Annotated in this window: 24 protein-coding genes; 15 read left to right on the top strand and 9 right to left on the bottom strand. The window is 54.8% G+C overall.

The genetic code is table 11. The features are described from left to right. Positions 1–94: 94 nt before the first annotated feature. The 4 genes from DYY88_RS16955 to DYY88_RS16940 all read right to left on the bottom strand — a co-directional run bounded on the left by DYY88_RS16955 (position 95) and on the right by DYY88_RS16940 (position 5604). Positions 95–1435 carry a D-alanyl-D-alanine carboxypeptidase gene (locus tag DYY88_RS16955; RefSeq protein WP_039726478.1) on the bottom strand — a complete coding sequence of 447 codons (1341 nt, stop codon included), beginning with the start codon at positions 1433–1435 and terminating at the stop codon, positions 95–97. Positions 1436–1628: 193 nt separating this feature from the next. Beyond that, complete coding sequence (locus tag DYY88_RS16950; RefSeq protein WP_052288364.1) at positions 1629–2372, bottom strand: DUF4114 domain-containing protein; 744 nt, start codon at positions 2370–2372, stop codon at positions 1629–1631. A 540-nt stretch (positions 2373–2912) separates the two neighbouring features. Beyond that, positions 2913–3737, bottom strand: a complete 825-nt coding sequence (gene larE / locus DYY88_RS16945; RefSeq protein WP_039726477.1) for an ATP-dependent sacrificial sulfur transferase LarE — start codon at positions 3735–3737, stop codon at positions 2913–2915. A 337-nt stretch (positions 3738–4074) separates the two neighbouring features. Continuing rightward, on the bottom strand, positions 4075–5604 hold the full coding sequence (locus DYY88_RS16940; RefSeq protein WP_039726476.1) for a peptidoglycan-binding protein: 1530 nt from the start codon (positions 5602–5604) through the stop codon (positions 4075–4077). Between the two features lie 506 nt (positions 5605–6110). On the opposite strand from DYY88_RS16940, the gene DYY88_RS16935 reads away from it, so the two are divergent. The 3 genes from DYY88_RS16935 (at position 6111) to DYY88_RS16925 (ending at position 9056) form a co-directional block, all read left to right on the top strand. Beyond that, complete coding sequence (locus tag DYY88_RS16935) at positions 6111–6893, top strand: M15 family metallopeptidase (RefSeq protein WP_242517633.1); 783 nt, start codon at positions 6111–6113, stop codon at positions 6891–6893. A gap of 241 nt (positions 6894–7134) precedes the next feature. Next, a complete protein-coding gene (locus DYY88_RS16930; protein ID WP_039726475.1) occupies positions 7135–7839 on the top strand; it encodes a M41 family metallopeptidase in 705 nt (234 codons plus the stop codon). Positions 7840–8312: 473 nt separating this feature from the next. After that, complete coding sequence (locus DYY88_RS16925; RefSeq protein WP_084607037.1) at positions 8313–9056, top strand: substrate-binding periplasmic protein; 744 nt, start codon at positions 8313–8315, stop codon at positions 9054–9056. Positions 9057–9146: 90 nt separating this feature from the next. Here DYY88_RS16925 and DYY88_RS16920 read toward each other — a convergent pair whose 3' ends face one another. Beyond that, positions 9147–9473 carry a hypothetical protein gene (locus DYY88_RS16920; protein WP_052288363.1) on the bottom strand — a complete coding sequence of 109 codons (327 nt, stop codon included), beginning with the start codon at positions 9471–9473 and terminating at the stop codon, positions 9147–9149. 76 nt (positions 9474–9549) lie between these two features. Here DYY88_RS16920 and DYY88_RS16915 point away from each other — a divergent pair, with 76 nt between their 5' ends. Then, the gene (locus DYY88_RS16915) at positions 9550–10017 is read left to right on the top strand and encodes a GNAT family N-acetyltransferase (protein WP_044151166.1); all 468 of its coding nucleotides are present in this window, start codon (positions 9550–9552) and stop codon (positions 10015–10017) included. 46 nt (positions 10018–10063) lie between these two features. Here the strand turns inward: DYY88_RS16915 and DYY88_RS16910 are convergent, their stop codons facing one another. Then, on the bottom strand, positions 10064–10756 hold the full coding sequence (locus tag DYY88_RS16910) for an NUDIX hydrolase (protein WP_039726471.1): 693 nt from the start codon (positions 10754–10756) through the stop codon (positions 10064–10066). Between the two features lie 126 nt (positions 10757–10882). Between DYY88_RS16910 and DYY88_RS16905 the strand changes: the two genes are divergently transcribed. The 10 genes from DYY88_RS16905 to DYY88_RS16860 all read left to right on the top strand — a co-directional run bounded on the left by DYY88_RS16905 (position 10883) and on the right by DYY88_RS16860 (position 21997). Next, positions 10883–11701: a protein phosphatase 2C domain-containing protein gene (locus DYY88_RS16905; protein WP_039726470.1), complete on the top strand. Its 819-nt coding sequence runs from the start codon at positions 10883–10885 to the stop codon at positions 11699–11701. A gap of 11 nt (positions 11702–11712) precedes the next feature. Continuing rightward, positions 11713–13596 carry a hypothetical protein gene (locus DYY88_RS16900; protein ID WP_044151165.1) on the top strand — a complete coding sequence of 628 codons (1884 nt, stop codon included), beginning with the start codon at positions 11713–11715 and terminating at the stop codon, positions 13594–13596. 64 nt (positions 13597–13660) lie between these two features. Continuing rightward, entirely contained in the window at positions 13661–14680 is a 1020-nt protein-coding gene (locus DYY88_RS16895; RefSeq protein WP_039726468.1) for a cysteine hydrolase family protein, read from the top strand. 203 nt (positions 14681–14883) lie between these two features. Further along, positions 14884–15681 carry a hypothetical protein gene (locus tag DYY88_RS16890; protein WP_039726466.1) on the top strand — a complete coding sequence of 266 codons (798 nt, stop codon included), beginning with the start codon at positions 14884–14886 and terminating at the stop codon, positions 15679–15681. 133 nt (positions 15682–15814) lie between these two features. Then, positions 15815–18157: a tetratricopeptide repeat protein gene (locus DYY88_RS16885; protein ID WP_052288362.1), complete on the top strand. Its 2343-nt coding sequence runs from the start codon at positions 15815–15817 to the stop codon at positions 18155–18157. Between the two features lie 62 nt (positions 18158–18219). Then, positions 18220–18459, top strand: a complete 240-nt coding sequence (brnA, locus tag DYY88_RS16880) for a type II toxin-antitoxin system BrnA family antitoxin (RefSeq protein WP_039726465.1) — start codon at positions 18220–18222, stop codon at positions 18457–18459. 64 nt (positions 18460–18523) lie between these two features. Continuing rightward, positions 18524–19003, top strand: a complete 480-nt coding sequence (locus tag DYY88_RS16875) for a cupin domain-containing protein (RefSeq protein WP_052288361.1) — start codon at positions 18524–18526, stop codon at positions 19001–19003. Positions 19004–19131: 128 nt separating this feature from the next. Next, positions 19132–20001, top strand: coding sequence for a hypothetical protein (locus DYY88_RS16870; RefSeq protein ID WP_160299536.1), 870 nt, complete (start codon positions 19132–19134; stop codon positions 19999–20001). 178 nt (positions 20002–20179) lie between these two features. Next, positions 20180–21571 (top strand): threonine synthase, encoded by a 1392-nt coding sequence (gene thrC, locus DYY88_RS16865; protein WP_201278983.1) that lies wholly within the window; start codon positions 20180–20182, stop codon positions 21569–21571. A gap of 162 nt (positions 21572–21733) precedes the next feature. Further along, positions 21734–21997 (top strand): DUF2584 family protein, encoded by a 264-nt coding sequence (locus tag DYY88_RS16860; protein WP_039726463.1) that lies wholly within the window; start codon positions 21734–21736, stop codon positions 21995–21997. A 226-nt stretch (positions 21998–22223) separates the two neighbouring features. Here the strand turns inward: DYY88_RS16860 and DYY88_RS16855 are convergent, their stop codons facing one another. Next, positions 22224–22499 (bottom strand): gas vesicle protein GvpG, encoded by a 276-nt coding sequence (locus DYY88_RS16855; RefSeq protein ID WP_039726461.1) that lies wholly within the window; start codon positions 22497–22499, stop codon positions 22224–22226. 419 nt (positions 22500–22918) lie between these two features. Next, entirely contained in the window at positions 22919–23239 is a 321-nt protein-coding gene (locus tag DYY88_RS16850) for an STAS domain-containing protein (RefSeq protein WP_039726460.1), read from the bottom strand. Positions 23240–23552: 313 nt separating this feature from the next. On the opposite strand from DYY88_RS16850, the gene DYY88_RS16845 reads away from it, so the two are divergent. Then, entirely contained in the window at positions 23553–23759 is a 207-nt protein-coding gene (locus tag DYY88_RS16845; RefSeq protein ID WP_039726459.1) for a hypothetical protein, read from the top strand. A 156-nt stretch (positions 23760–23915) separates the two neighbouring features. On the opposite strand, the gene cphA is transcribed toward DYY88_RS16845, so the two are convergent. Further along, positions 23916–26609, bottom strand: coding sequence for a cyanophycin synthetase (gene cphA, locus DYY88_RS16840; RefSeq protein ID WP_039726458.1), 2694 nt, complete (start codon positions 26607–26609; stop codon positions 23916–23918). Positions 26610–26964 lie beyond the last annotated feature (355 nt).

Raw genomic sequence — 26964 nt, 5'->3', positions numbered from 1 at the left:
TCTATGACTCTAAGGTAGAAAGTCCACAGATTCCAGCCGAGAATCTCCCACTCTGGGCAACACAGCTCAAGAGTCCAGGCAGGAGTCGTGACCATCAGGAGCTAGCGTCACCGCTCACGACCAAGTTTCGGCTCGGATCGCCTAATACATAAGGCGGTTGGTCCATGATGACTTTGGGCACAAAGGTAGTAGGTGATGGGGCAGCCCCCCAATGCTGTTGCAGTGCCAGTAATAGCGCATCTTGCTGCGCCCGGAAAAGGTCTAAATCACCACCCCAGTTGTGGATGGAAAACCATACCGGACCGCGATCGCGGGTCGGAAAATAGCCCGCCAACGAACTCACCGTATTCAACGTCCCGGTCTTCAAGGCGGCTTGCTGCGGCAATTCTCGATAAATCAGGGTGCCTTCATCTTGACCAAAGACCGGCATCACATCCGAAACTGAAAGATCATGGGCACGCAATTCGCGCTGAATACCCAACAGAATCGCCACTACAGCCCGGGGCGAAAGCTGATTTTCTATCCCTAAACCCGAACCGTTGATCAAACGAATTTCTGAGACCGGCACGCCCGTGCGATCAGCCGCTTTGGCCGCCACGGTGTTGGCGCCTCCCAAGGCCCGCGCAAACTGGTCAGCCATGGCATTATTGCTGTAAATATTCATGGCTTTGAGTAGCGGCACCAACGGCAAAGACTGATGCTGCACCAACCAAGTTAGCTGTAAAGGATTGGTGGCGAGAGGTTGCACAATAATCTCACCCGCGATCGCCAAGGTGGGTGCAGGGGTCTCGGGCGGCATCGTGTTGTGAACGTAGTAGACCTCGTCCGACCAAAGATTGACATCGGCAGCTTGGATGAAAAGCTCCCCAGAGCGGTAAGAATCAGGCTCGAAATTCATCGAAAACTCGCCTAAAACCACAAGATTGCCCGTTACCTGCTGAATGCCCTGTTGGTTCAGCGTGTTCGCCAGGGCGATCGCCTCCTCCCACACAAAATAGGGATCCCCCGTCCACTCAATGACTAGATCACCGTTAATCACCCCATTTTCCAGGGTTCCAGTATGGCCGATGCGCGTTTCAAACCGATGATTGACCGACCAAGTTTCTAACGCCGCTAGGGTGGTCGCCATTTTCGTCAGAGAGGCTGCAGGCGACGGTCGATAAGGTTGATTAACGGCGATCGCGGTCGCGCCTGTTTGCACCCAGAGGCCCTGGTCCTCCGGCGCAAACCCAAGTTCCGCTAAATTTGTCAGATAGCTCCGCACGATTTCCTTCGCCTGCGGATCGGGGGCATTCATCTTCAAGACCCACGGCGACTCCCAACCTGCAATGGTGGCCATTTCAGGCCAGGGCATCGGCTCTAGAGCCGTGACCGGAGCAGGTTGCTCACCCAGCAATGACAGCAAACTCAAGGCGACCAGAGCGTGATGCAGCATGATCAACACATCTCATATCGGCAACTATCCTAGCGGACATTATCAATAGTGGCGTTGCTGGAGTGATGGCATTAGTTAAATGAATACTCTCTAGTAGCCGCTGGTCGTGATAGCGACCGCAAAAAAATCCCTCTGATCATCAAACCAGAGGGATTTCCGTCATCCTATTCTCAGTACCGAGGTCAACAAACCGTTACGCCATCTTTTTCTTCAAAGCCCCACCAACGGCTACAGCACCCACTGCCAACACCGCCAAGCCAGAAATCGGCTCCGGCACATCCACCGGCGCATCAGGATTGGTGAAGCCTTTGGCGACCAACACAACGTCGTTGTAGTCGAGATCGCCGCCCCCGACAATATCTTCAAAGCCGATGAAAGTGTAGTATTCGCCTGTCTTTTCATCGGTGTAGCCAAACGCGGTGACATGCTCTAAGCCGTCCGAGTTTTTGCTGGCATCCGTATAGAGCAGCGTATTATTGGGTTTGTTGTAACCGTTAGACCGAATCAAGAACTCAAATTGGGCGATACCAGGAAGTCCGCTAAAGTCACTCAGAATCCAGCCATCTCCTGATTTGAGAGTCCCACCAGAGCCCTGCAATGAAGCATTAGCAATTAGTGTTTTGGGAGCCTGATTATCGGCTGTAAACAATACTTCGTTTTTATAGCCAGCACCTTCATACATGAAATAGACTTCGACGGTTTCACTCGTGTCGAATAGGAGCCCTGTAGCATCTAGAGGCTTCAACTCTGAAGCACTCAGTGCTGCTCTTTCCGTGTTGACATGCGACTTAAAGAAATCGAAGAGTGCCTTGTTCTGGACTTCTAAATTAGTCGCTTCAGTTTGAGTAAACGAGAAAGCTTGTGCCTCGGCGGCCATGAGGCCTGAAATGACTAACGTAGCGGCTACAGCAAAAGGTTTAACAATACCGATTTTCATGATGGAACTCACATGTGTCTATGTACCTACAATACCCAGAGCACAAGTGGCAAGAATTCAGTAGTTATGCGCTACTTTAAGCACTTCAGCGTCTCTTTAAAATCCCAAAATATTTCCTTCAGTTCTTCAAAAGTCGAGAGAAACTATTTTTATTTGGCAATAATTTTTCGAGGCTTTTTCTGAGTCATTAGATGATTTAGAGAAATATCAGTGTACTTCTAGAGAAAATCACTGATTTGGGTTTTGATTCGTCATTAATATGCTCAGAATTCACCCTGAGAATGCTGCTACACCGCTTCCATCTAAGCCGTATTTTCCGAAGGTCTACGGTGTCTGTGATCTCACGGTTCGAAGCCGCGTTCAGGGCAGGCAAAACCATACCCTGCGACGGCGAAGGGGATGAATAACCTCGGGTTCAGACGCCTCAACGAAGTTCTGCGATAGTGCCACCGGGGACTGCGGGGTGGCGCACAGTTTTGGGCGTGACCTCTGAAGAGATTTATGTCATTGTTCGACCAGGCCGCAGTCTTTAGAAGACTGTTATCGCGACTCGACTAAGGGCGGCTGTTGGGTGAGTTCCTGATTGAGCTTGCCGCTGCGATAGCCCTCTAAATCTAAGGTGACGTAGGTAAAGCCGTAGTCTTGGAATGCGGCCACTAGTGTGGGTAAATCGGTCGCCGCAACAAACGCTTGAATATCGTTGGGCGGCAGTTCAATGCGGGCGGTGTCACCGGCCGATCGCACTCGCAGATTACGCAAACCCAGTTGCCGCAGATAGCGCTCACCTCGCGCAACCCGCTGGAGTTTTTCGGGCGTGATGGCTTCGCCGTAGGGAAAGCGCGAGCTGAGACAGGGTTGCGAAGGCTTATCCCACCAGGGCAGATCCAGCGATCGCGAAATTTCTCGCACTTCGAGCTTGCTAATGCCGACCTCGGCTAAGGGCGATCGCGCTCCTCGCTCTTTAGCAGCTTGAATCCCCGGGCGATAGTCGCTCAGGTCGTCGGCGTTAACCCCATCCACCACGTAGGGATAGCCGCGCTCTAGCGCTAGGGGCTTGAGGGTATCGTGCAACTCACTCTTGCAGAAGTAGCAGCGATTGGCCGGATTGCTGGTGTAGTTTGGGTTATCCATTTCGTGGGTGTTCACGATTTCATAGGTGATGCCGATTTCTGCCGCCTGCACCTTGGCATCTTCCAAATCTTCGGGCATCAACGAGGGCGAATCGGCGGTCACGGCCAGGGCGCGATCGCCCAACACATCAAAGGCCACTTTCGCCACGAGCGTGCTATCGATGCCCCCCGAGTACGCTACCAGGGCACTATCCATCTCCGCAAAGAGGGCCTGCAAGGCTGCTAACTTATCCATTTCCCTACCTGTCGCTGCGTCATTCTCTGACCACATTAGCGAATTCTGCCGGTCATTTGAGCTGGCCAAAATAGAGAAACCCGCTCAATGCGTCCGTATCAGGATGGGAGTGGTCACTGTCCTCGGAGCAGCGGGAAAGCACTGCACATACCAGTCGCCCCTGACGCGATCGCATTCCCTAGAAATCGTTGCAGTGGTCGCGATCGCACAACCTTTTAAGCGTGGAAAACATGCGCGGTATTCGCCAGCAACTGGGGGACGGTTCCCTCGAATGGTGCCTGATGTTATCGGTTATGCCGATAGGGAACAGTCCCCTGAAAGCCGATTGTTCTGATCGCTAAAAAACGAGGAAAGAGCTTTCAAGCCAATTTCCATCACTCAATTCATGCCAGTTATTTTCGACCGTGCCAGTCAAGGTGACGATGGTGCCATCTGGGACGAATCCAGCTAGATCGAATTCAAGACCGGGGCCAGTGAAGGCGATCGCATCACTACCATCACGGGTTCTGACCGTGGCCTGCCCTTCACCCGGCTCAGGAGGATTAGGGGGATTGGTCGGGTCAGTGCCATCGTCGTCATTCGGAATGGCCGCGTCACTATAGAGCACGTCTTGCGTACGCGGATCAGCGACGCCATTCACCGGCAAACCATTGCGCTGTTGAAAATTGCGGAACGCGGTTTCAGTTTCCGGGCCGAAGAGGGTATCCGCCACCACGCCACGCAGATAGTTCAAATCTTGTAGCCGAATTTCTAGATTGCGAATTTCAGGATCGCGATCGCCCAAACGGAAGGTAGGTCGTTCGGCGGGCGGCTCAGTGGGCGGTTCTACCGGCGGATCGTCATTGCGAATGGCACTCTCACTAAACAAGACTTCCTGCATCTGCACCGTCGCCACCCCATTGACTGGTAGGCCGTTGCGCCGCTGGAAATTACGCACCGCTTCCTCAGTATTTTGATCAAACAGATCATCGGGAATGAGACCGCGAAAATAGTTGAGGTCTTGCAAGCGAATTTCTAAGCGCCGCACATCAGGAGAGCGCATCCCGAGACGTAATTCTCTGTACGTTGGGGCTGGCTGATAGGGGTTAGCCGTAGCGTTGGCACTAAAGAGGCGATCGTTCGTCGCCTGATCAACGGCTCCCGTTTGCGGCAAGCCATTCCACAGTTGGAAGTTTCTCACTGCCTGCTCAGTATCTGAGCCGAAATAATCATCGGGAATAAATTCCGGCGTAACATATCGCAGCTCTTGCAGACGAATTTCGACTTGCACTACTCGCGGGCTGCGACTGCCTAACCGCAGAACGCCATCATCCACAATGGGCGCACCGATGCGGATCAGGTTGCTAGCCACCCAACTCCGGTCGTCGAGTTGGGCCCAACCATGCTCAAAAAAGCCAGTGATTTGAATTTGGGCACCAGGGGGCAACGTAATCACAACGGGATACTGAATACCGGGGCCAGTGCGGATGTTGACGTTATTGGGACCAACGATATAAGCCACCGAGGGCACACCTTGTTGCTGGCCACCGCCCCCACCTACGGGCTGTCGCGAGTCGATCAGATTGCCCGCCACCCAACTGCGATCGGTCAGCTGTGCCCAGCCGTGCTCATAATGCCCGGTAATCGTGATCGGGGTACCCCGACGCAGGGTATTGACCGCTGGGTAGTGGGTCCCCGGCCCGCTGCGAATATTGAGGTTGTAACCGGGCGGTGGCGCAATGTAAGCCACCCCAGCCGGTGGAAAAATCTTGGCTTCAATCGTGGGGCTGACTAGAATAAGGGCGATCGCGCCCACCAACGCCACACTCGACTGCCGACTTAGCTGCGCAATACGAAACCGGGTGCGACGAGAAGAGGTCGCAGCCATGTCAGCTTTATTTGCTGCCCACAGGTGAGTTGTTGGCAGAAAATCCACAATGGCACCAGTGCTACTCTATGAGCTTACTGTAAAGCCCAGTATCCGGGGCTATTTCCCCGGATTTCGCAAAATTCAGATAGATTACGGTTCTGGAATCGACAACTGCACAGATGACCTAGCCAAGGGGGCCTAATTTTATGGGGGGATACTCGGAGGATTGTCGTGTCAGATGATTTACGAGTTTTACAATAGCCTGCATAATTGCTCACTGAGGGCGCGGAGAGAATCTGTTGAGTAGGTACTTACTGGGTATGTTGCATTCGTTTTAGCGATGTTGGCGAATGCCCCCGAGGGCATCCCAGTTTTAGTCCAACGGTGTATGCTCCATTGACCACCATATAGAAAGAAGACGAACACTTGTCCTGCGGGTGCGATCTGACATCCACCACTATCAGGATGCATTTTGTTCAATTAGTTAACCGGTTTTAGTACTGCTGTAGGGGTTGAGACCAATCGTGAAGCCCAACTTTTATGACCCAGCCGATGACATTCCTGTAGCCCAGCGCGACGGGAGTAGTGCTGCTAGTGTCCGCCGCCGCGGACTGCAAGGCTGGCGGCGGTGGCTGATGTGGTTTGGAGTGGGATTATTGAGCGCGATCGCGGGCCTAGCAGTTTCATGGATCACCTATCAAGAAACCGAAGCAGCATTGCCCGTACCCTTTGAACCCATGATGGTCAGTGCATCTACGCCTGGGATGAGTGCGATGGTCGGCGCTGAGGCAACGCCGTCTCGAACCTCGCTGCTGGGTCACCTGGCCTATGAGGAAGCCGAGCTCTCGGCCCTGGTGCCGCTGACGCTGAACGCAGAAATTTTGATGCAGCCCGAAGCTGCGGCCAGCTTCGAAGCCATGGTGGCCGACGCTCAGGCCGCAGGCATCTCACTGCTGCCAATTTCGGGCTTTCGCACGGTAGCTGACCAACAGTATTTATTTTTTGAAATTAAGGCGGAGCGGGGGCAAACTGTTTCGACTCGCGCCGAGGTCAGCGCGCCACCGGGATACAGCGAGCACCACACGGGTTATGCGATCGACATTGGTGATGCCAATCAGCCTGAAACGGATTTAGCCGTCAATTTTGAAGCCACACCGGCCTTTAAATGGCTCGAAGCCAATGCTCCTCGTTACAGCTTTGAACTCTCGTTTCCCGAAGGCAACGCCCAGGGAGTCCAGTACGAGCCCTGGCACTGGCGATTTGTCGGCAATTCTGAAAGTCTAGAGATGTTTTACGGCGATCGCTAGCCGACCGGCTGCCTTTTGGTTGCCTGGTGACTGATACGGACTCTAAGCCACAGTTACGTCCCGCAAATAGGCTGAAGCACGTGGGTGCAGCTGGATTTTTGCACGCAGTGATGATGACCTCCTAAGCTAAAGAAACGCCATCACGCCCTGCCCATTCAATCGCGCGAATCCAAATACTCTGGTTGATAGGAGCAGGCACTGTGAGGGTCGCGATCGCTCATTTTGAGGAAGTCTGCTAACGATGGGTCAATTAACGCTCAATCTGATTGCCATTTCCATCTTTACCGTCACGATGGGCATGCTCGTCGGGCCGTTGGTGCAAATACCGCAAGCTGTGCCAGTGGTTGCGATCGCCCTGCTAGCAGGCATTGCCGTTCTCGACCAAGCCAGCTTTAACGGCACCATCGGCAATTTGTTGATTAATGGCCTCAATCGCCTGTCCGGAGATGAGCGCGAACGGATTATCCATCATGAGGCCGGCCACTTTCTCATCGCTTATTTGCTGAACATTCCCGTCACGGATTACACCTTGAGTGCTTGGGACGCCTGGAAAAAAGGGCTGCCTGGTCTGGGCGGCGTACAATTTGACACCAGCGACCTAGAAGCCACCCTGAAAACGGGGCAACTGCCAGCTCAGACCCTCAACCGTTATTGCACGGTCTGGATGGCGGGCATTGCTGCCGAACAGCTCGTTTACGGGCAAGCTCAGGGCGGCCAAGACGACCGCCAAAAGTTCTCGATTCTCTGGCAGCAGCTACAGCGTCCCATTCCCGAGGGCCAGATGCGTCAGCGGTGGGCCGCCCTGCAGGCCAAAACCCTGCTCGAAAAGCATCAGGACGCTTATACAGCCCTCGTTGCCGCCATGTCGGCAGACACCCCTGTCAATGACTGCCTAACCCTTTTACAACGCCACGCTGAGCCAACGGCATCCACTGCCGAGGTATAAATCGCGGTCAGAAAATTTTCGGACAACAAGCCCCGACGGTATCTCCCCCCGATGGCGCACTTTAGCAGCCATCTAGCGACCGCCCTGAACCTGTCATGGTCTTTACTTTAGAATTTACGGATAAGCAAGGCGCACGGGGCATGACAGGTTCAGGGCGGCATTTGAGGGTTCAGTAACCTCGCGGTTGAAGCCACTGTCGTCTCACTTGAGAATGGTTGAAGAGTTGTCAACGCACCCATGCATGGGGCTAACGTGTTTTGAGGGATGGCTCGAGTGATTTAAAGCGCTGCCACTGAGGCGGCCTTATGCCAGATTAAGCATAGACAGTCGTTGGGCAACAGGCTGGCATTCATGACAATGCAGGCTCTCGACCAACTTCCCAGAGTCAAAGCTGTCTGTTAGGGTTTCCTAGACTAAGGTTGAATTTAGGCGTGCATCGCTCTTTTCTCCCTCAACGGTGAGAGGCAAACATTATGACTAAGATGACCGGCGTTCAGAATTTGGCAGACTTTACCACTGTTGCGCCAGGCGAGTTGCGGATCATCACCAGTGATATCCCCGTCCGCCCGATGAGCTTTATTCGCGATGGTGAACGCCAAGGTTTTGAACCCGCCTTGGCTCGGGCAGTCTGCGATCGCCTCAACCTTACTCCCGTCTGGTTTGACTTGCCGCTCAAGCAGTTTTATGAAGCACTCGCCTCCGGGGAGTACGACGTCATCTGGTTTAACCAAATCATTACCCAAGAGCGCCGAGCTTGGGCTGATTTCACCCGGCCTTATGGGCGCTTTGACACTGCCGTGCTGGTGCGCGAAGACGCGGAAATTGAAGGCAAAGCACACCTGAGTCATAAACGGGTAGGGGTGCTGCAAGAAAGCGTGAGTCTGCGCCTGCTAGAGTTGCTGCCACCGGATATTGAACCGGTTTACTTTGAGGGCAAGCATCGGGTTGGGGTCGAGATGCTGCAAGCCCTGCGCAAAGGGCAGATTGACGCGATCGTGGAAGATGCAATTGTGTTGTTAGCGGCTGAGGCCCAGGGCAATGGCGTGCGCGTCGCCTTTGAAATGCCCTCGCAACATCCTTTTGGCGTCGGCGTCTTACCTGGCAACCGCGAATTACTCGACGCACTCAATACGGTGATGACGACATTAATGGTGGACGGCACACTTAAACGGCTTTGGGGGCAGTGGATTCCTTTTAAGCCTTATCCCTTTTCGTAGGTCATGGGGGCGATCGCGGCCGGCTGACCCACCAATAGCGACTGCAACGATGGACTCGGATCTGCCAGGCAGGGAGGGCATGGGTGCCGCTTAATTAGTCAGCAGACGTACGAGCAGCAGCACACACGCGATCGCGAGCAACGGGGTAGAAATATTGATCACTTGCCGCGATAACCAGACGGGCAGATAAATATCGGAAACGGGCTGGTCAGTGGGCGTCAGTCGCTCGGCCAGGGTATTGAGGGGACATTTGAAGCCGTTGCTGACGTAAATGGTCACTTCGATCGAAATCAGCACGAAGGCGATCGCGGTCCACCGGGTAAGTTGATTCGTCACGCCGCAATACAGCAAAAAGAGAATGGCCCCAAACATGACCACAAAAACCAGGGTGTGAAGGGCTTTTACCAATGTCAGCATCAGGCCACCCAAATGTGATTAATAGGAATTATTCAGCATGTCGCTGGTCGGTGTTGGCAGTGATTAGGAAACTGAGATGAAGATTGATATTCACGGACCCAGTTTGGGGCAGGCGAGGACGTGCGCACCAATCTTGCGAGCGTTACCAGAGTGGTTTGGCATTGAAGCCGCTACCCAGGAATACATTCGTGACATTGAGCAGCAGCCGACTCTGGTGGCCTGGGTCAATGATCAACCCGTCGGGTTTCTGACGCTGACTCGCCACAATCCGGTGGCGGCGGAAATTCATGTGATGGGCATCTTACCGGCCTATCATCGGCGGGGCATTGGGCGATCGCTGGTCATCCAGGCCGAAGCGCACCTCCGCCAGCAGGGCGTGCAACTGTTGCAGGTCAAAACCGTCGGCGCCGATGTCCCCAGCGAGCCTTACGCCCACACCCGTGAGTTTTACACCGCGATGGGATTTTTGCCGTTGCAGGTATTTCCCACCTTGTGGGGAGCAGCCAATCCTTGCCTGCAACTGGTCAAGTGGCTGGGCGACTGAAGGCACCAGGGGACGAGTCCCTCCTCAGGGACCCGTCCCCTAACCGTTACAGCTCAAAGTTGAAGCCTTGCTGCTTGAGTTGCTCGTAGCGCTGGGGCTCGAATTTGTAGAGGCGGGCAGCGCGGTGAGCGACGCCGGTTTGGGTTTCATCCAGGGCAACTAGCAAGTCCATTTTTAAGAGCTTGTTGCGGAAGTTCCGCTTGTCCAGGGACTGCCCCAGGATCGTTTCGTAAAGCTTTTGCAACTGGGTGAGGGTAAATTTTTCTGGCAAGAGCTCAAAGCCGATGGGCTCGTAGCGCACTTTCCCCCGCAGGCGGGCGATCGCGGTGTCCAAAATTTGCTGATGGTCAAATGCCAGGGGTGGCACCTCATCCAACGCGAACCAAGCGGTGTCTTGGGCGTCGGTGCGAGCTTGCAGGGGGTGTCCGGCCAGGCTGATGAGGGCGTAGTACGCCACGGAAACGACGCGATCGCGGGGGTCGCGATCGGGCTGCCCAAAGGTATAGAGCTGCTCCAGAAACACGTCAGCCACCCCGGTTTCTTCGCGCAGTTCTCGGCGGGCAGCCGCTTCCAACGATTCCTCCAATCGCACAACCCCCCCCGGCAGCGCCCACTGACCTTGATAGGGCGTGAGTTTGCGCTGAATCAATAGCACTTGCAGCGTGGTCTGCGCATCGAACCCAAACACAACACAGTCCACGGTCAGAGCAGGACGGGGGTGGGAATAGGTAGAAGCCATTGACCAACACACTCGGCAGGGAACACGAGATTTATTTTGCCTCAGAATTGACATAGTGTGTTTTCGAAACTATGATGAAGCCAATGAACTTAGTGTTGAAATAACACTAAAGGTTTAGAGGCTTCCATGAAATTAGAAATTGAAGTGGCGGCGGGCTCGGTAGTCGGTCGCGACCACCGTCGTGTCGGCAAAAATAATCAGGATGCTTGGGCCTGGACCCTGTTGCCGCAGGGACTGGTGGCAGTGGTGTGCGATGGCTGTGGCAGCCAGCCCCACAGTGAGGTGGGCGCTCGATTGGGAGCCGCACTCACGGTGCGCACGGTGCAGCGGCAACTCACCCAGCGATCGCTCACCGATGTCGAGTTTTGGCCGACAGTGCAGCAACAGGTGTTAAGGCGGCTGCGATCGCTAGCCCGACAACTGGGTCATGACCTCGCGGCGACGGTGCAGCAGCATTTGCTGTTTACCCTATTGGGGGCGATCGTGACGCCCCAAGACACCGTCGTGTTTGGCTTAGGCGATGGCGTCTATGCCCTCAACGGCGAAATCCAGGTGCTCGGCCCGTATGCCCACAATGCGCCGCCCTATCTGGCGTACCACCTCTTGCCCGCAGATGCGCTCAGCGTTGTGCCGCCACCATTACAGATCCATTGCCAGCAGCCCACAGAGACAGTGGCAACGCTGTTACTGGGTAGCGACGGGGTTGTGGATTTAATGGCGGCGGCCTCTTTGCCCCTACCGGGCAAGACGGAACCCGTGGGCGAACTGAGTCAATTCTGGCAAAACCCCTATTTTCAAAATCCGGATCGGGTGCGGCGAAGGCTGACCCAAATCAACCACGAGCAGGTACAGCCCGACTGGGAGCGTCGGCATGTGGTCAAGCAGCCCGGCTTACTCCCCGACGACACGACGCTGGTGTGTCTGCGTCGTCGGCCCACGTGCTAAAGGAGGCACTGATGGACGTTTACATTCAACACAAGAAAGTCCGGCTCACGCCCCAACAACTGATCGGCCAGGGGGGTGAGGCGGAAGTGTATCGCTGGTCGCGGCAGAGGGCGGTGAAGGTGTTTAAGCCGCCCAGCCATCCCGACTTTGCTCATCAGCTCGAAGCTCAGCAGGCTGCCCAGTGGCGGTTGGCACAGCATCAACAAAAGCTGCGACAGTTTCCTCACAACTTGCCCGCCCGGGTGATTGCGCCCCAAGATCTGGCCTATGACCATCGGGGGCAACAAATTCTGGGCTATGCCATGCCCCGGCTCGATCAGGCGGAATTGCTGCTGCGCTATAGCCAGCGGAGTTTTCGCCAGACCGTTGCCCCCCAAAGGGTGATCGATATTTTTCGCGACTTGCATCAAACCTTGACGCAACTGCATCAGGTAGGGGTAGTGATCGGGGACTTCAACGACCTGAATGTGCTGGTCAAGGGCACTGAAGCTTATCTGATCGATGCTGATTCGTTCCAGTTTAGGGCGTTTCCCTGTCAGATGTTCACCGCTCGCTTTGTGGATCCGCTGCGGTGCGATCCCCAGGCGACCCAGCTCCAGCTCCAGCAGCCCCATACCCCGGACTCTGACTGGTATGCCTTTACCGTCATGCTGATGCAGTGCTTGCTGTTTGTCGATCCCTACGGCGGTGTTTACAAACCCCGTCGAGAGGATCCGCCCGTGCCCCAGGCGGCGCGTCCTCTGCATCGTCTGACGGTGTTTCATCCGGCAGTGCGCTACCCCAAGCCAGCGTTGCCCTACCAGGCGCTGCCTGATGCCCTGCTGCACCATTTTCACCAAGTGTTTGAGCAAGACTGGCGCGGCCCGTTTCCTCAACCGCTATTGGCTTCGCTGGTCTGGCAGACCTGTCCGAGCTGTGGGCGAGAGCATGGCCGCGCCCACTGTCCCCACTGTGCCCAACCCCAGGTGACGCCGATCGCGAAACCGGGACACGTGCAGGTGACGCCGGTCTTTCAGACTGCGGGCCTCATTGTGTACGCCTCCCAGAGTCAGGGGCAATTGCGCTGGGTGTATTGGGAGGCCGGGACGTTTTACCGCGAGGATGGCACGCCGCTATTGCAGGGCGATCGCTTGCCGCACCTCCGCTGGCGCATTCAGGGTGATCGCACCTGGCTGGGCTATGACCAGCAACTCGTCGAACTGGGAGCCTCCGCCAAAGGCCACCGCCAGACCGTCGATCGCTATGGAGCAGTGCCGCAGTTTGACGGGGGAGATCGCACCCGGTGCTGGCTCGCCCAAGGCTATCTATGGCGGCAAGGTGACCTCGGCCCGGCAATCGTCGGCGAAGTCCTGGCAGGACAAACCCAGTTCTGGCTGGGACCGACCTTTGGCCTGGGCTTCTACCGCGCCGGACAACTGCAAGGGGCCTTTGTGTTTGATATCCAAAAGTCTGGCTTGAATGACCAAGTACCCCTGCTCCCCGTCACCGGACAGTTACTGCAAGCCAGTTGCTGCTTTAGTACCGGACTGGCCTGGCTATTTTTGACCACCCAGGAGCAGGGGCAGCGGCACGATACCTGCCAGGTGATTTCGGCCCAGGGACAAGTCGTGGCGACAGCCACCAGCCATCAGCCAGAAGCGACCTGGCTCACGCAACTGGGCAAAACCCTAACGGCACGGCACGACCCTTGCCCTTTTTGTGCCGTTGATGACTTTCTGCTGGCGGCAACGGATGACGGCATCGTCCGCATTCAAATCCAGTCGGGCCAACTCACCCACAACCGCACCTTTCCCGAAACCGAACCCTATGTGGATGCGAGCTGTCAGCTCCTGGCTGGCCCCCAAGGGTTGTGGGTGGTTCGCTATCGCCAAATCGACCACCTCCAACTGCACTAACCCGTCCCTCTCGCCCCCCTGCCCCTCTTAACTCCCATTCCCCAATCCCACAAGGAGACCCACAATGACCACCACCACTCAACTCCCCATTCCCGCTCACTTTGAAGCCAGCCGTGTCGGCGAACTGTGGCGCGTGCCCTATCAAGAGCGTGCCGCCCAGGCCAAGCAATGGGCCAAAACCCACCAGATTGCCCCCGCCGCGCAAGACAAACGCCGCATCTGCCTGATGGCGATCGATGTGCAAAACACCTTCTGCATTCCCGGCTTTGAACTGTTTGTCGGGGGACGATCGGGCCTCGGCGCGGTGGAAGACAACATTCGCCTGTGCGAATTTATCTACCGCAACCTGGGGACGATTACCGAAATTGCCCCCACCATGGACACCCACACCACTCTGCAAATTTTCCACGCTGATTTTTGGGTCAACGATGCCGGAGACAATCCCGCACCGATGACTACCATCACTCTGGCCGAGGTAGAAAAAGGCGTGTGGAAAGTGAATCCGGCGGTGAGCTACAGCTTGGCCCACGGCAACTATGTGGCGCTGCAAGCCTACGCCCTGCACTATGTGAAACGGCTGAGTGACGAGGGCAAATATCCCCTAACCATCTGGCCATACCACGCCATGCTAGGGGGCCTCGGCCACGCCCTGGTGCCCGCCGTAGAAGAAGCCTGCTTTTTCCACAACCTGGCCCGCAACAGCCAAACCAACTTTGAAATCAAGGGCGGCAATCCCCTGACGGAAAACTATTCCGTGTTGCGGCCAGAAGTACTCGATGGCCCCGGTGGGCAAGCGATCGCCCAAAAGAACACCCGCTTTATTCAAAAGCTGCTGGACTTCGACGCCGTGATCATCGCCGGACAGGCCAAGAGCCACTGCGTCGCCTGGACCATTGACGACCTACTGACGGAAATCCAACAGCAAGATCCGACCCTGGCGCGAAAGGTGTATCTGCTGGAAGATTGCTCGTCTCCGGTGGTCGTTCCCGGCGTGGTGGACTTCACCGATGCCGCCGATGCTGCCTTCCAGCGCTTTGCCGATGCCGGGATGCAGATTATGCGATCGACCGACGACCTGAGCTGACGCCGGGTTCTTGTCGACAACGCTACAGAATCTGGGGAAGAGCGGGGGAGCGCGGGAGCAGGGGAGCCGATTGTATGCCTGCAAATGGTCAACCTGTCCCTTTCGCTCCTCCTCTCAAATTCCTCAACTACGCTTTGCCCCCTCGCCCCTCCCGATCCCCAGCCCCCTAGCCCCATTTCCACTTACTCAACCAGGAAACCACCATGAACCCCACCAACTCCACGCCCAACATCAACGACCTCTTCCAATCCGCCCACAACGATGGCGCACTCTCTGCGGCAGCGATGCAAGCGCTGAACGTGACCGACATTGGCCTGCAAATTCAGGCGGGTCTGGGCACCCCCGTCGATGACGTGATGGCTAGCGAAGTCGTCCTCGTGACGCTGATGCCCGACGATTCCGGCTCGATTCGCTTTGCGGGCAATAGTGCCGTGGTGCGGGCCGGGCACAACACCGTGCTCGATGCCCTGCTGACTTCCCCCCAACAAGAACAAATTTTGATCCACAATCGCTATTTGAACGGCCACGTGCTCTATCCCTACTGTCCCGTGACTCAGGCGGTACGGATGGATAGCCAAAACTACGACCCCAGCCAGGGCACGCCGCTGTACGAGCAGACGGTGGTGCTGTTGGGCACGGTGCTCGCCAAGACCCAAGAGTTTATCGACAATGGGGTACCGGCGCGATCGGTCACGCTGATTATTTCGGACGGAGCCGACTGCCACTCGCGCCGCACTGCTGCGAAGGACGTGAAGGTGATTGTGGACGATATGCTGCGCAGTGAGAACCACATCGTTGCAGCGATGGGCATTGATGACGGTGATACCGATTTTCACCAAGTGTTTCGCGAGATGGGCATTCGCGATGAGTGGATTTTGACACCGGGGAATAGCCAAACCGACATTCGTCAGGCGTTTGCGCTGTTTTCTCAGTCAGCGGTGCGGGCCAGCCAGAGTGCAGGCAGCTTTAGCCAAACCTCTCTCGGCGGCTTTGGCACGTAGGACGAGCACAGCGGTCAATTGCCCCCGTCAGCTTTCTTGCGGGTGATGGGGCGCGATATCGCACCCTTCTCATCATCTGTGCGGCGGTTGCTGACTAGGGGGGCTGCTGAGTTTTCGCTCCAAAGCTAAAATTGTGGCAGCTTTTCCCAACCTGACCTCTATGCCCCAGCAGCCCTACGTCTCGCGTCCCGAAGCCGAAGACTTTCTCGCTGCTTTGGAAGCTGCATTCAAATCACCGCAGAATAGCCCCACCGTCTTTAATGCCTGGGGCATTGGGGGCGTGGGTAAATCGACCCTGACGCGCAAAGCTAAGGAAATCCACGGGGAAACTGCCAAGATTGCGACGGTGTCCTTTGGCCTGACGGAAGGCATTGATGAGCCGATTCCGCTGATGGCGAAGCTGTATGAGCAGTTGGCCGTCAAAGATAGCTGGAGCCGCGATCCGTTTTGGGAAGTCCATGAGCGGTATTTTGACACCGTACATCAGCTCTCGACCCAGGCAGCAGCGGGATGGGGCGCGGCGACACCGGAACAGGTGACCCAGGTTAAACAACTACTGAAATTTGGGGTCGATACTTTCGGTGAGTTGGCACTGCCAGAAACGGGTAAAAAAGCGGCAAATGCGCTGGTGGATAAAGGGATCGATGCAGCAGTGGCCGGATTGTCGCTGAAGGATAGTTTGCAACAACTGTTGCAACAGCACAAAGCAACAAAGCGCGACCAAGCCTTGCAGCGGCTGATGCTGGAGCCCTTGCCGCAACTGACCCAGGCATTTGCTGAGGGGCTGAGCCAGCAGGCAAACCAGCAACCCATCCTGCTGGTGCTGGATACCTATGAGAAGGTGCCGGGGGTGATTGATACCTGGCTGTGGCGCACGCTGCTGGGGAATACCGACCTATCGGCGCAGCGTGTGCGACTGATGGTGGCGGGGCGACACAGCCTATTGAAAACGGAGGGCTGGCGTAAGCTACACCAAGATCGGGATGTGGTGCGAGACCTGACGGTGGAGCGCTTTACGCCAGAGCAGACGCAAGCTTATTTGGCGGAAATTGGCATGACCGATGACGCTCAGGTGGCCAATATCGGTCGGGTAACGCGGGGGCTGCCCTACTACCTGAACTGGATACGGGAGCAGAGCGAGAAAGGGCGGACGCTGGACTTTGACCAGGGCAATCAAGAGATTGTACGGCTGCTGTTGCAGGGACTGAACGACACGCAAAAGCGGGTGGTGCAACTGGCGGCCTGCTGTCGCTGGTTTGACTCCAAGCTAATTCGCTATTTGACCGAGCAGCAAGGGCTGGATTTTGCGACGGCGGTGGATGAAGGGCAAAACTGCTATGGCTGGCTGACGCAACTCTCGTTTGCCGAACCGATTGGCAAACGCTGGCGGCTGGACGATGTGGCACGAGATGTCTTTCGGCAATCGTTAGAACGCGATGAGTTAGAAACTATTCACAGCAATTTGGCAGATTATTTTGCCGCTTTATCAGAGTCAATGGTGCTGCCGCATAGCTCGCCAGAGGACAATTACAAGAATCCAGCCTGGCTAGAACTGCGTTCAGAGTACTTATATCACTTGCTCTTTTCTGGACAAGTTGATTTCCAACGGCCTTTTGCCACTCACATGTTTAATGCTCACTTTTACGATGCAAGTGAGCTTGTGACTATCCCGTTTCAAGCGATTAGAGCAGAGTTCGAATTAGACGAGCACCCGTTGTTGGGCTACCAGCAACGGCAGTTTTTGAAGAAGGTGCGTCCAAAAGTGCTTTCCCATTGGGCTATGGAGATCTCTGTTTTGGACACCATCTTAGCGATTGTCAGCCCTAACTTACGCCACGAAGCACTTTATCAAAAAGGCAGTGCGCTAGCTCGGCGAGCATTATATCTCCGACAGAAAGGATGTGAAGAAGAGGCCTTAGCGAAACTTACTGAAGGACTCGAGACCTACAGCGCTGCATTAAACCTCAAACCCGATTACCTCGAAGCGCTCTCCGAAAAAGGAAATACATTAAGTTGGTTAGGACGCTATAAAGAGGCGATCGCGGCCTATGACGCGGCCCTGAAAATCAAACCCGACCGCCACGCAGCGCTGAACAACAAAGGCGTTGCGCTGTGCAATTTAGGCCGCTATGAAGAGGCGATCACCGCCTATAGTGCTGCCCTAGTGATCAACTCCACCGATCCTGATATCTGGGATGGTCAAGCCATTGCTCTGCTTCATCTAAAACTTGCTGATGAAGCGATCGAAAGTTGCAAAAAGGCTTTAGAGATTGACAAGAACCATGCCGGAGCTACTTACGATATGGCTTGCTCTTACGGGCTGTTGAGTGATTCTAATCAAGCCTGTTCTTGGTTAGCACAAGCCATTCATCTAAAGCCTGACCGATATCGCGAGATGGCGAAGACCGATCCTGACTTTGACACAATTCGCCACGATCCCCGCTTTCAGGCACTTTTGGAAGGGGGCGAGGAGTAGCAGGGTAGTTGGGTGTGAGGGTAAGAGGGTGGCTGGGTAGCAGGAAGAGGAAATATCGCTCTATGAACGCTGAAGATTTAGACCGCCAATTTGATGATGGCGAAGACGTATTGGAGCATTTTGATCTCTCGACCCTCAAACGCCCAGAGTTAGCAGCGCGATCCGTGGAAATCAGCTTTCCGCAATGGATGATCGCGGCCCTCGATCGCGAAGCCCAGCGTCTGGGCGTAGAACGCGATGCGGTGATTAAACTGTGGCTGAGCGAACGCCTGCAAAATAATGCAGTAGCTCCCGTCCAGTGATCATCGTTTGACCCCAGGTGAGGCTATGCTGTGAGGCAACTTTTGCCCCGCTGAGGAAAACACCATGAAAACCTGGGCGATCGCGCTTTCTGCTTTACTCATCACCGCTTGCTCGGCTCCTCCAGTCGCCAGCCCCGAACCTACCCAACCAGAGGTCTGTGAGCCGGGCGCGTCCGACCCGCCCGACACCGCAGCAGCCACGGAGGCTCCCCCGGCGTTTTATCCGCCCCCCGGCTCTAACGAGATGCTGCGGCAGGCGTTGTCCGGGGCGGAGGGGCTGGAGGTGATTATCTCCGACGTGGTGATTCCCCCCAACGCCGAAGTGCCGCCCCACTATCATCCTGGCGAAGAATTTGTGTACATCATCGAAGGTTCCGCCATACACGTGGAAGAAGGCCAACCGGAACGCATGGTGCAGGCGGGCGATGCCCTCGTCATTGCTCCTGAAGCTGAACATGCCCCGCGCGGTGGCCCCGAGGGGGCGCGGGCGATCGTCTTTCGCGTCCATGTGGAGGGAGAACCCGAGCGCATTGTGGTCGAGTAAGGTAAGCCTGCTTCAGTCCGCGATGGTCACTGTGGGAACTGTCTGCCCCGCGATCGCACCGCTACCCACCTCGCTATCGTGGAAGAGACCGACAGGATCAGCCACCCTGGCTGACAACCTTCCCAGCGGTGATAGCAGTGCAGGTCAACTTGGTGGCTCAGCTCAGTTCCCAACAACTTATCAAGACGCGATCGCGTTACTTTTTGGCCGTAGTGGCGTTGTCTGTACTGGCCCACGGCATTGTATTGGGATTGCCCTGGCCAGAGCCAGAAATCCGCCCCGCCCCACCCGCTCCGCCAGAGCCAGAAGCCACCGCGACAATGGATGTCGCCATTTTGCCCAGTGACACTCTGCGGCCTCCTACTGAGCGGCCTGTCGAGACCTCTGGGTCTGAGCCGCAAGACCTATCCCGACCAGTGGTGGAGCGATCGCCCGTCCCCCCGCCCTCACCGACCAATGCGCCACCACCACCCATCGATACGCCCCCGCCAACATCACCCGAGCCCAGGACGGAACCGAGAGCACCAGGGCCAGATCCGGTAGGTGAGCTGCCTCCAGAACCTGGTTCGCCCGGGCTGACAACACCTCCGCCCCCGCCGACCCTCCAGGAGCGTTTGCAAGATCCTGGTGAGTATCAATACGACGGCACCCAACACTTTGATTTAGAAGAAAATCCCGTTCAAGCCTTAAGCATCTATGACGCTTGGACGGTGCCGGGACAAACTGTGCCGTCCCTCGCCGACCCATTACAGCTCCCCTATGAATTAGGAGCCGCCTGTTTAGATGCGCCGCCGCTGCGGGGAACGCTGATGGTCGTCGTCGATGAGGTGGGCAACTTTCGGCGCTTGCCAGAAGTCGTCAGCTCGACCGGATACGCCATTTTGGACGAACAAGCAGAAGACTGGGTGCGTACTGGCCAATACCGGCTCCCCAATGACAATGAGGCCAAAGCATACGCCGTCAACGTCGAGGTTGTGTACCCCCGCCGATGTCTCTAACCACCCCGGCTCTTCATTAGCCTGACCTTGCTGCTGCCTTTCAGGGCCTTAATGCAACCATGCAACCATTCCAATCTTGCTTTTAGTAGCCTGAGACACTGATTTTTTACCTCTCCAGTCAACCTTCACGGCTTACCCCCTAGCCCTGAGGTGCTAACTCGGAACATAATGACAACTGATGACCCATCCGAATAAATTACCCACCATGCTGTCGTCAGCTGTCGAGCCCAAACAAGCGATCGATAATCAAACCGTCTATTTCCGCTGCATTGCCGGTTGTTCTGCCAAGCATTCGCTCTTTGATGTGATTTACACCTGCCCTTCCTGCGGCAGCTTGCTAGAGGTGCACCACGAGCGTGAGCCGTTGAAAGAACGCAGTGCCGACCAGTGGAAGCAGCTGTTTGATTCTCGCATCAGCACGACCCGGTGGCCCTACGGCAGTGGCGTATGGGGCTTACGAGAGTGGGTCATTCCCGCCCTCGCTGACGAAAATGTGGTCAGCATGTTTGAGGGCAACACCAACTTGTTTTGGGCCGATCGCTTAGGCAAGCAACTGGGCGTGCCCGACCTCTGGATCAAACTCTGCGGCAACAGCCATACCGGCAGCTTTAAAGATTTGGGGATGACGGTGCTCGTCAGTGTGGTCAAACAAATGATTGCCCAAGGCAAGCCCATCAAAGCCGTTGCCTGCGCCAGTACCGGCGATACCAGTGCCGCGTTAGCAGCCTATGCCGCCTATGCCGGTATTCCTTCGGTCATCTTTTTGCCTGCGGGTAAAGTCAGCACCGCACAACTCATTCAACCGGTCGCGAACGGCGCCCAAGTGCTGGCTCTCGACACTGACTTTGACGGCTGCATGAAAATTGTCAAAGAAGTCACCCAAGACAACTCAATTTATCTTGCCAACTCGATGAATAGCCTGCGGATCGAAGGGCAAAAGACAGTAGGCATCGAGATTGTGCGCCAATTTGACTGGGACGTTCCCGATTGGATCATCATTCCTGTTGGCAACCTGGGCAACATCAGCGCCCTCTACAAAGGCTTCAAACTGATGATGGATTTGGGGCTCATTAACCGGATGCCGCGACTCGTCGCGGCCCAAGCGGCTCAGGCCAACCCCTTCTACGAAGCCTTTAAGCAAGGCTTTAAGGCGAAAGTCAGTAAAACTGCAGGCGATACCCTCGCCAGCGCCATCCGGATTGGTGACCCGGTCAGCTATGACAAAGCCACCAAAGCGATTTTAGAAACCGATGGAATTGTGGAACAGGCAACGGAAAACGAACTCGCGGCAGCGGCGGCGGAAGCTGATTTGACTGGTATGTTCACCTGTCCGCACACGGGCGTCGCATTGGCCGTGTTGAAAAAGCTCATCCAACAAGGGTTGATCAAATCGAGCGATCGCACCGTCGTCATTAGTACCGCCCACGGCCTCAAATTCACCGACTTCAAAGTCAAATACCACGAGTCACGCCTAGCAGACGTCACCAGCCAGTACGCAAATCCGGCAGTCCACTTACCTGCCGATGCTGATGTGGTGCAAGCCGAAATCCAAAAACGGTTGAGGCATTAAATTCGGTGCCACCCTCCAGTTCAGAAAAGTTAGCCGAGAAGCGCACTTGACCGAGTGACCACTCTTCGCCGTAACATACCTGAGGACGGGTGCGATCGCGATGACAGCGGTCATCCATGCATGGGAATCGGCCACCTAATCTTCAGCTGAGGAAACTCCTCTATGGGAATGCCCTGCCAAGTCAACAGCATTCTTAAACTCAAAACTGCCAAAGGATATCCAGCCGTGCTGGAGCTTGGGAGTCGCCACGAAGTCAACAAACATGGCTATCGTATATTTCCGATCGATGTTCCACTCTGCTTAGTCAACGAGCATTGGCAAGCCCATGCCGACGTCGTCATCGATAAACTAACCTGGCAACAACAGACAACCTCTCTCCAGTTCCGAATTGTTCGCGTCTATGAGACCCCATTTATGATGCAGTAGCCACCCGTCACGAGAGCTTTGGCGCGAGCTTTTTATCGACAATGCCTCAGGTTCCAGAGACGACAGTTCACCCGCTGACATTCAAAGCACCGATATTCAAACAAGAAAATAGTCTGGCAGGATACCTGTCTCAACGATCCGGTTTCGTTCCTCAATCGCCTTCTCATTACCCAGCCGTTCCTGACTGGTTGAAAAGCCGATTGACTGATGTAGCACCTGCATCCAATCAGAGTTCCTCGTCCACAGCCTCAGCTTCGGCTTGCTCAGCGGCGCGCTCATCTTGAATGGCTTGAATACGCAAGAGCAGCTCTTCTTCTTCGTCTTCAAACTCTGCTTCAGGAATGTCACCCATATCAAACGCGAGTTGCAGGGTCAGCAGTTGCTTCTGCAGCGCCTCCAGCTCATCAGTTTGATCTTCGACTTGGTCGAGAATTTTTTCAGCAATCCAGGTGACCCCGGTAAATGGCCCTGTGATTGGGGCTAAGAGTAAACGCAAAACCATGACCTGTTTGCTCCCGCTGTAAATCGCGCGCTGCCTGTTCACTCTACTGTGACGAAGCCCAACATGAATCAGCACTTCGCTTCAAAAAGCTTAGTAAAACGTGAGTCGCCCAAGGCTCAATGCACAGCAGGCCACCACGCAGGAGTAGGCTACGGTCAAGGCTGAAGCGTTAAAGCGATCGCTGATCTCGTCGCCGTTAGCTATTGAGGCAACTCAGCAATCACCCATGACCACACCCAGCTGTAGTAGCGCTCAACTGGAACACCAAGTGACATCTGCAACTGTATCAGGTGCGTGGCCGTACAGGTCATGGGATCACTCACACAGCCATCCCACCCTGATGCAATGTGCTTGCTGCATCCGTAACTATCGAAAAGACTTTTCCGCGATCGCGGAAAAGTTGTCTGACCGCAGTGTCGTTAAGCAGCCTTGACAGCAAAATCACCAGCGAATTCAAAGACCTGATCTAACTGCGTCAACTCAAACACAATTTGAATCGAAGGAGGCACCGAGCAAAGACAAAAGCGCTTACTCAAACTACGCGCCATCCGCAGAGCCGAAATCAACGCAACTAAGCCAGCACTATCGAGGGACTCAACACCGCTCATATCGACCATCAGACCCGCTGAGTGATCGGCAGTAATGTGTTCAACGAGTTGGGCCTGCAGGGTACGCGCGTTAGCCGCATTAAGCGCACCACTCAGTTGAACGATCGTTAAAGCGGATTGAATACTTTGCATCACTAAGGACTCCAAGCCATTGACGTGTGCTGACGAAGAAGCATTTAAAACTAATGCTCTGAAAATAAGCCAGGCAGCAAAGGTCTGAACACTGCATTAGCGCCGATTTCTTACAATCTTGATGACGCTTTGCTCTTATATAAAGTTTCAGTTAAGTATTTTCACGCACAGTATCCTGGCGCACAAAATTGGCTAGTGACTAGAATCACCGATCTGTAATTGTCACGATCACTTTTTAAGAAAGGAGTTGATCACAGAGAATCGCCATCATTTCAACGAAAATTAGAGCAATAAACTTAAAGGGCTAGTAAATATGAGGCCTCATAGTAGTATTCGTACACTGGTCAGCAGAGTCTTGTCGATTCATCAGCTCACCCCAGATTTAGAACAAGCTATCAATAACGAACTGACGCGACTGGGGTATCTTCCAGAAGGGGACGCAGAAGTTTTAGAGCTTTTGATGGAAGCCCTTGATTCCGGTTTAGTGCGACTGGTGCCGAGCAACTGTGTCGTCAGCTAGAACCCGAGTACACACAGCAATTTTCTGCCGCGATCAAGACGAGCTAAGACAGCGTCAAAATTAAAGTTGTACGACAAAGCCTCCCCTCAAGAGCATCGTTACGGTTCGAGAGGAGAGGCTATTGTCATCATATTGTCAGAGAGTCTTCCCGAGTAGTTACTGACCGCCGACCGACATCGGCTCCAGTGGAGAAGCATCAAATGACAAGTCAGTGGACGTGTCTTGAGCAGGCTCCGTCACGGGATTACGCGCCATGATTAGCTCGATTGCTCGGCTCACCTGCTCAGGAAAGATCACCACCAAGGCATCTTTAGGCGCGTTGTCCAAGGCTGATTCGATCGCGGTCACCTCATCCAATTCGACCGTGTAAGGCAGAGATGATGGGGCGGTTGCAGTGATGCCTTGAACAATGAAATCAGCGGCTTCGCCAGCCGGACGTCCGCGACCATCGTCGTCTTCTTTCACAATAATTTGATCAAAGAAGCTGGCAGAGAGCTGTCCTAGACCGATCAGATCCTCATCGCGGCGATCGCCAGGTCCACCAATCACACCAACCGTAGGGCCAGCCCAATTTTTCACAAAGCTGCCGACGGCTTCATAACCAGCCGTATTGTGGGCATAGTCCACCAGCACATGGTAATCGCCAAGATTAAAGAGGTTCATGCGCCCTGGAGTTTGCTTGGCCGAGGCTTCAAAACTACGCAAGGCAGCGCGAATCTGATCAATCTGAATGCCTTGTACGTAGGCCGCCAAACTAGCGGCTAACGCATTGGCAATCATGAAATCAGCGCGCCCCCCAAGCGTTACCGGAACCTGTTTGGCATCTTCAATCCGAAGGACCCACTCTTGCTGCAAAATGACCAGCTGACCGTCACTGTAAACCGCAGCAATGCCCCCTTCCTTGACATGCTGCTGCACGATGGGATTGTGAGCATTCATTGAGAAATAGGCAACTTTGCCCGCCACGCGATCGGCCATGGCAGCGACGCGCTCATCATCTGCATTGAGAATGGCATAACCGTCAGGATGAACTGCTTCAGCAATCACAGATTTAACCCGAGCCATTTGGTCAATGGTGTCAATGTCACCTAATCCGAGGTGGTCGGCCGCCACGTTCAATACCACGCCCACATCGCAGTGATTAAAAGCGAGGCCCGATCGCAAAATGCCGCCTCGAGCCGTTTCCAGCACCGCCATATCGACCGTCGGGTCACGCAAAATGACTTGCGCACTCTGCGGCCCAGTGGTGTCACCTTTCTCAATCAAATGATCGCCAATATAAATGCCATCTGTCGTGGTAAAACCGACCGCACTATAGACCTGACGGGCAATGTGAGCGATTAAACGCGTGGTGGTAGTTTTACCGTTGGTACCCGTAATCGAAACGACAGGAATCCGGTTAGGCGTCCCCGGAGGGAAGAGCATTTGCAAAATCGGTGCTGCCACATTGCGGGCAATCCCTTCACAAGGAGCCAGATGCATCCGCAATCCGGGAGCAGCATTAACTTCGACAATGACGCCATCGGCCTCGCGTAACGGCTTAGTGATATCGGTGGTAATCACGTCAATGCCCGCAATATCCAAGTCGATGATGCGGGACACTCGCTCAGCCAACCAAACAGTTTCAGGATGGATATCGTCAGTGCGATCAATCGCGGTACCACCGGTACTCAGGTTGGCTGTAGCTCGCAGATAGGCGACCTGCCCGGCTGCTAGCACGGTATCCAAGTCAAAGCCCTGACGACTCAACATTTCATCAGTAGAGTCATCGAGCTTAATTTGGGTCAGCACGTTATCGTGACCATCGCCCCGGCGGGGATTGCGATTTTCGGTCTCGACTAACGCCGCGATGGTTTGCTGACCGTCGCCGATGACGCGAGCCGGGATCCGCTCAGCCACCGCCACAACTTGGTGATTCACCACTAGAATGCGGTGATCACGCCCGGTATAAAAGTGCTCAACAATAACGCCTTTGGAAATTTCTTTGGCGCGATCGTAGGCCGCTTCAGCATCCCGCCAGGAACGGATATCGGTGGTAATGCCCCGGCCATGATTACCGTCCAAGGGCTTGATGACGATGGGATAGCCGCCCAGACGCTCAATGGTGGTTTCCAACTCATCAAAAGCAAAAATAACTCGGCCCGCTGGAACCGGTGCCCCCATTTCTTCTAAGACCGCCTTGGTCCGCTCTTTGTCACAAGCCAGTTCTACCCCAAGCACGTTACTAGAGGAAGTCAAAGCAGCTTGTACTCGTTTTTGATACTTGCCGTACCCTAGTTGGAACAAATCACATTCTTCGAGTTCCATCCAGGGAATGCCGCGCGCTTCGGCTTCCGCGACTAGCGCTTCTGTCGTTGCCCCCAGAGATACCTCAGCGCGGAGTTCCTGCAAATCAGCTAAATCAGTTCTCAATTCGCGCTCTGGATAGCTGCCAGTTTCCACAATGCTTTGGCAAAGTCGCACCGCCGCCCGAGTCGCATAACGCCCAGCGGCCTCATTTTTATACTCCACGACGACCTGATAAACGCCGGGGGTACCTGTTTCACGGGTGCGCCCAAACCCAACTTCCATATCTGCCAGCACTTGCAGCTCTAGAGCAACATGCTCGACGATGTGACCCATCATCGTGCCTTCACGCACTCGGCTCAAGAAACCGCCGCGACAACCCGGCGAACAATAATGTTCTTCGAGGCTGGGCAACACTGCCACTAACCCTTCGTAGAAACCAGGCAAAGTGTCAGAGGGGCGATCGGCCAAATCTTCTAAATCCAGGCGAGCCACAATCAGCTTGGGGCGACGAATGCTCCAGTAGTTAGGGCCACGCAGGGTACGAGTTTGCAGAATTTTCATAGGCGGAGAAGGGGTATTTTGGCGGACTTTGACAGCGTAAAAGCTTTCACAGAAGGTGTCACCTGAGGTACGCAGAGCTTGCTTGCTCCTTCAGGTGCAAGTACCAAGTAAACAAGCCTGTAAAAACTAGCCTAGCGATTTTGACTGATTCACAGACTTAACCTGATTCATTTTGTAGACGATTCACAGAGGAAAAAAATTCACTTGAAGACAGAATTTTGATAGTCAAAGAATAATTTCCAAATCGACGCTGCTGGATAAAAGCACTAACGGGATGCCGAACAATGGAATTTGAAGGGGATTCAACAACTGTAGTCGATAATACAGCATTCATCTGAGAACCACAAAAGCTCGT

It is taken from the genome of Leptolyngbya iicbica LK (assembly GCF_004212215.1).
Taxonomy (GTDB): Bacteria; Cyanobacteriota; Cyanobacteriia; order Phormidesmidales; family Phormidesmidaceae; genus Halomicronema; species Halomicronema iicbica.
The sequence above is the reverse complement of the archived record's forward strand: the minus strand, read 5'-3'. Positions and strand labels throughout refer to the sequence as shown.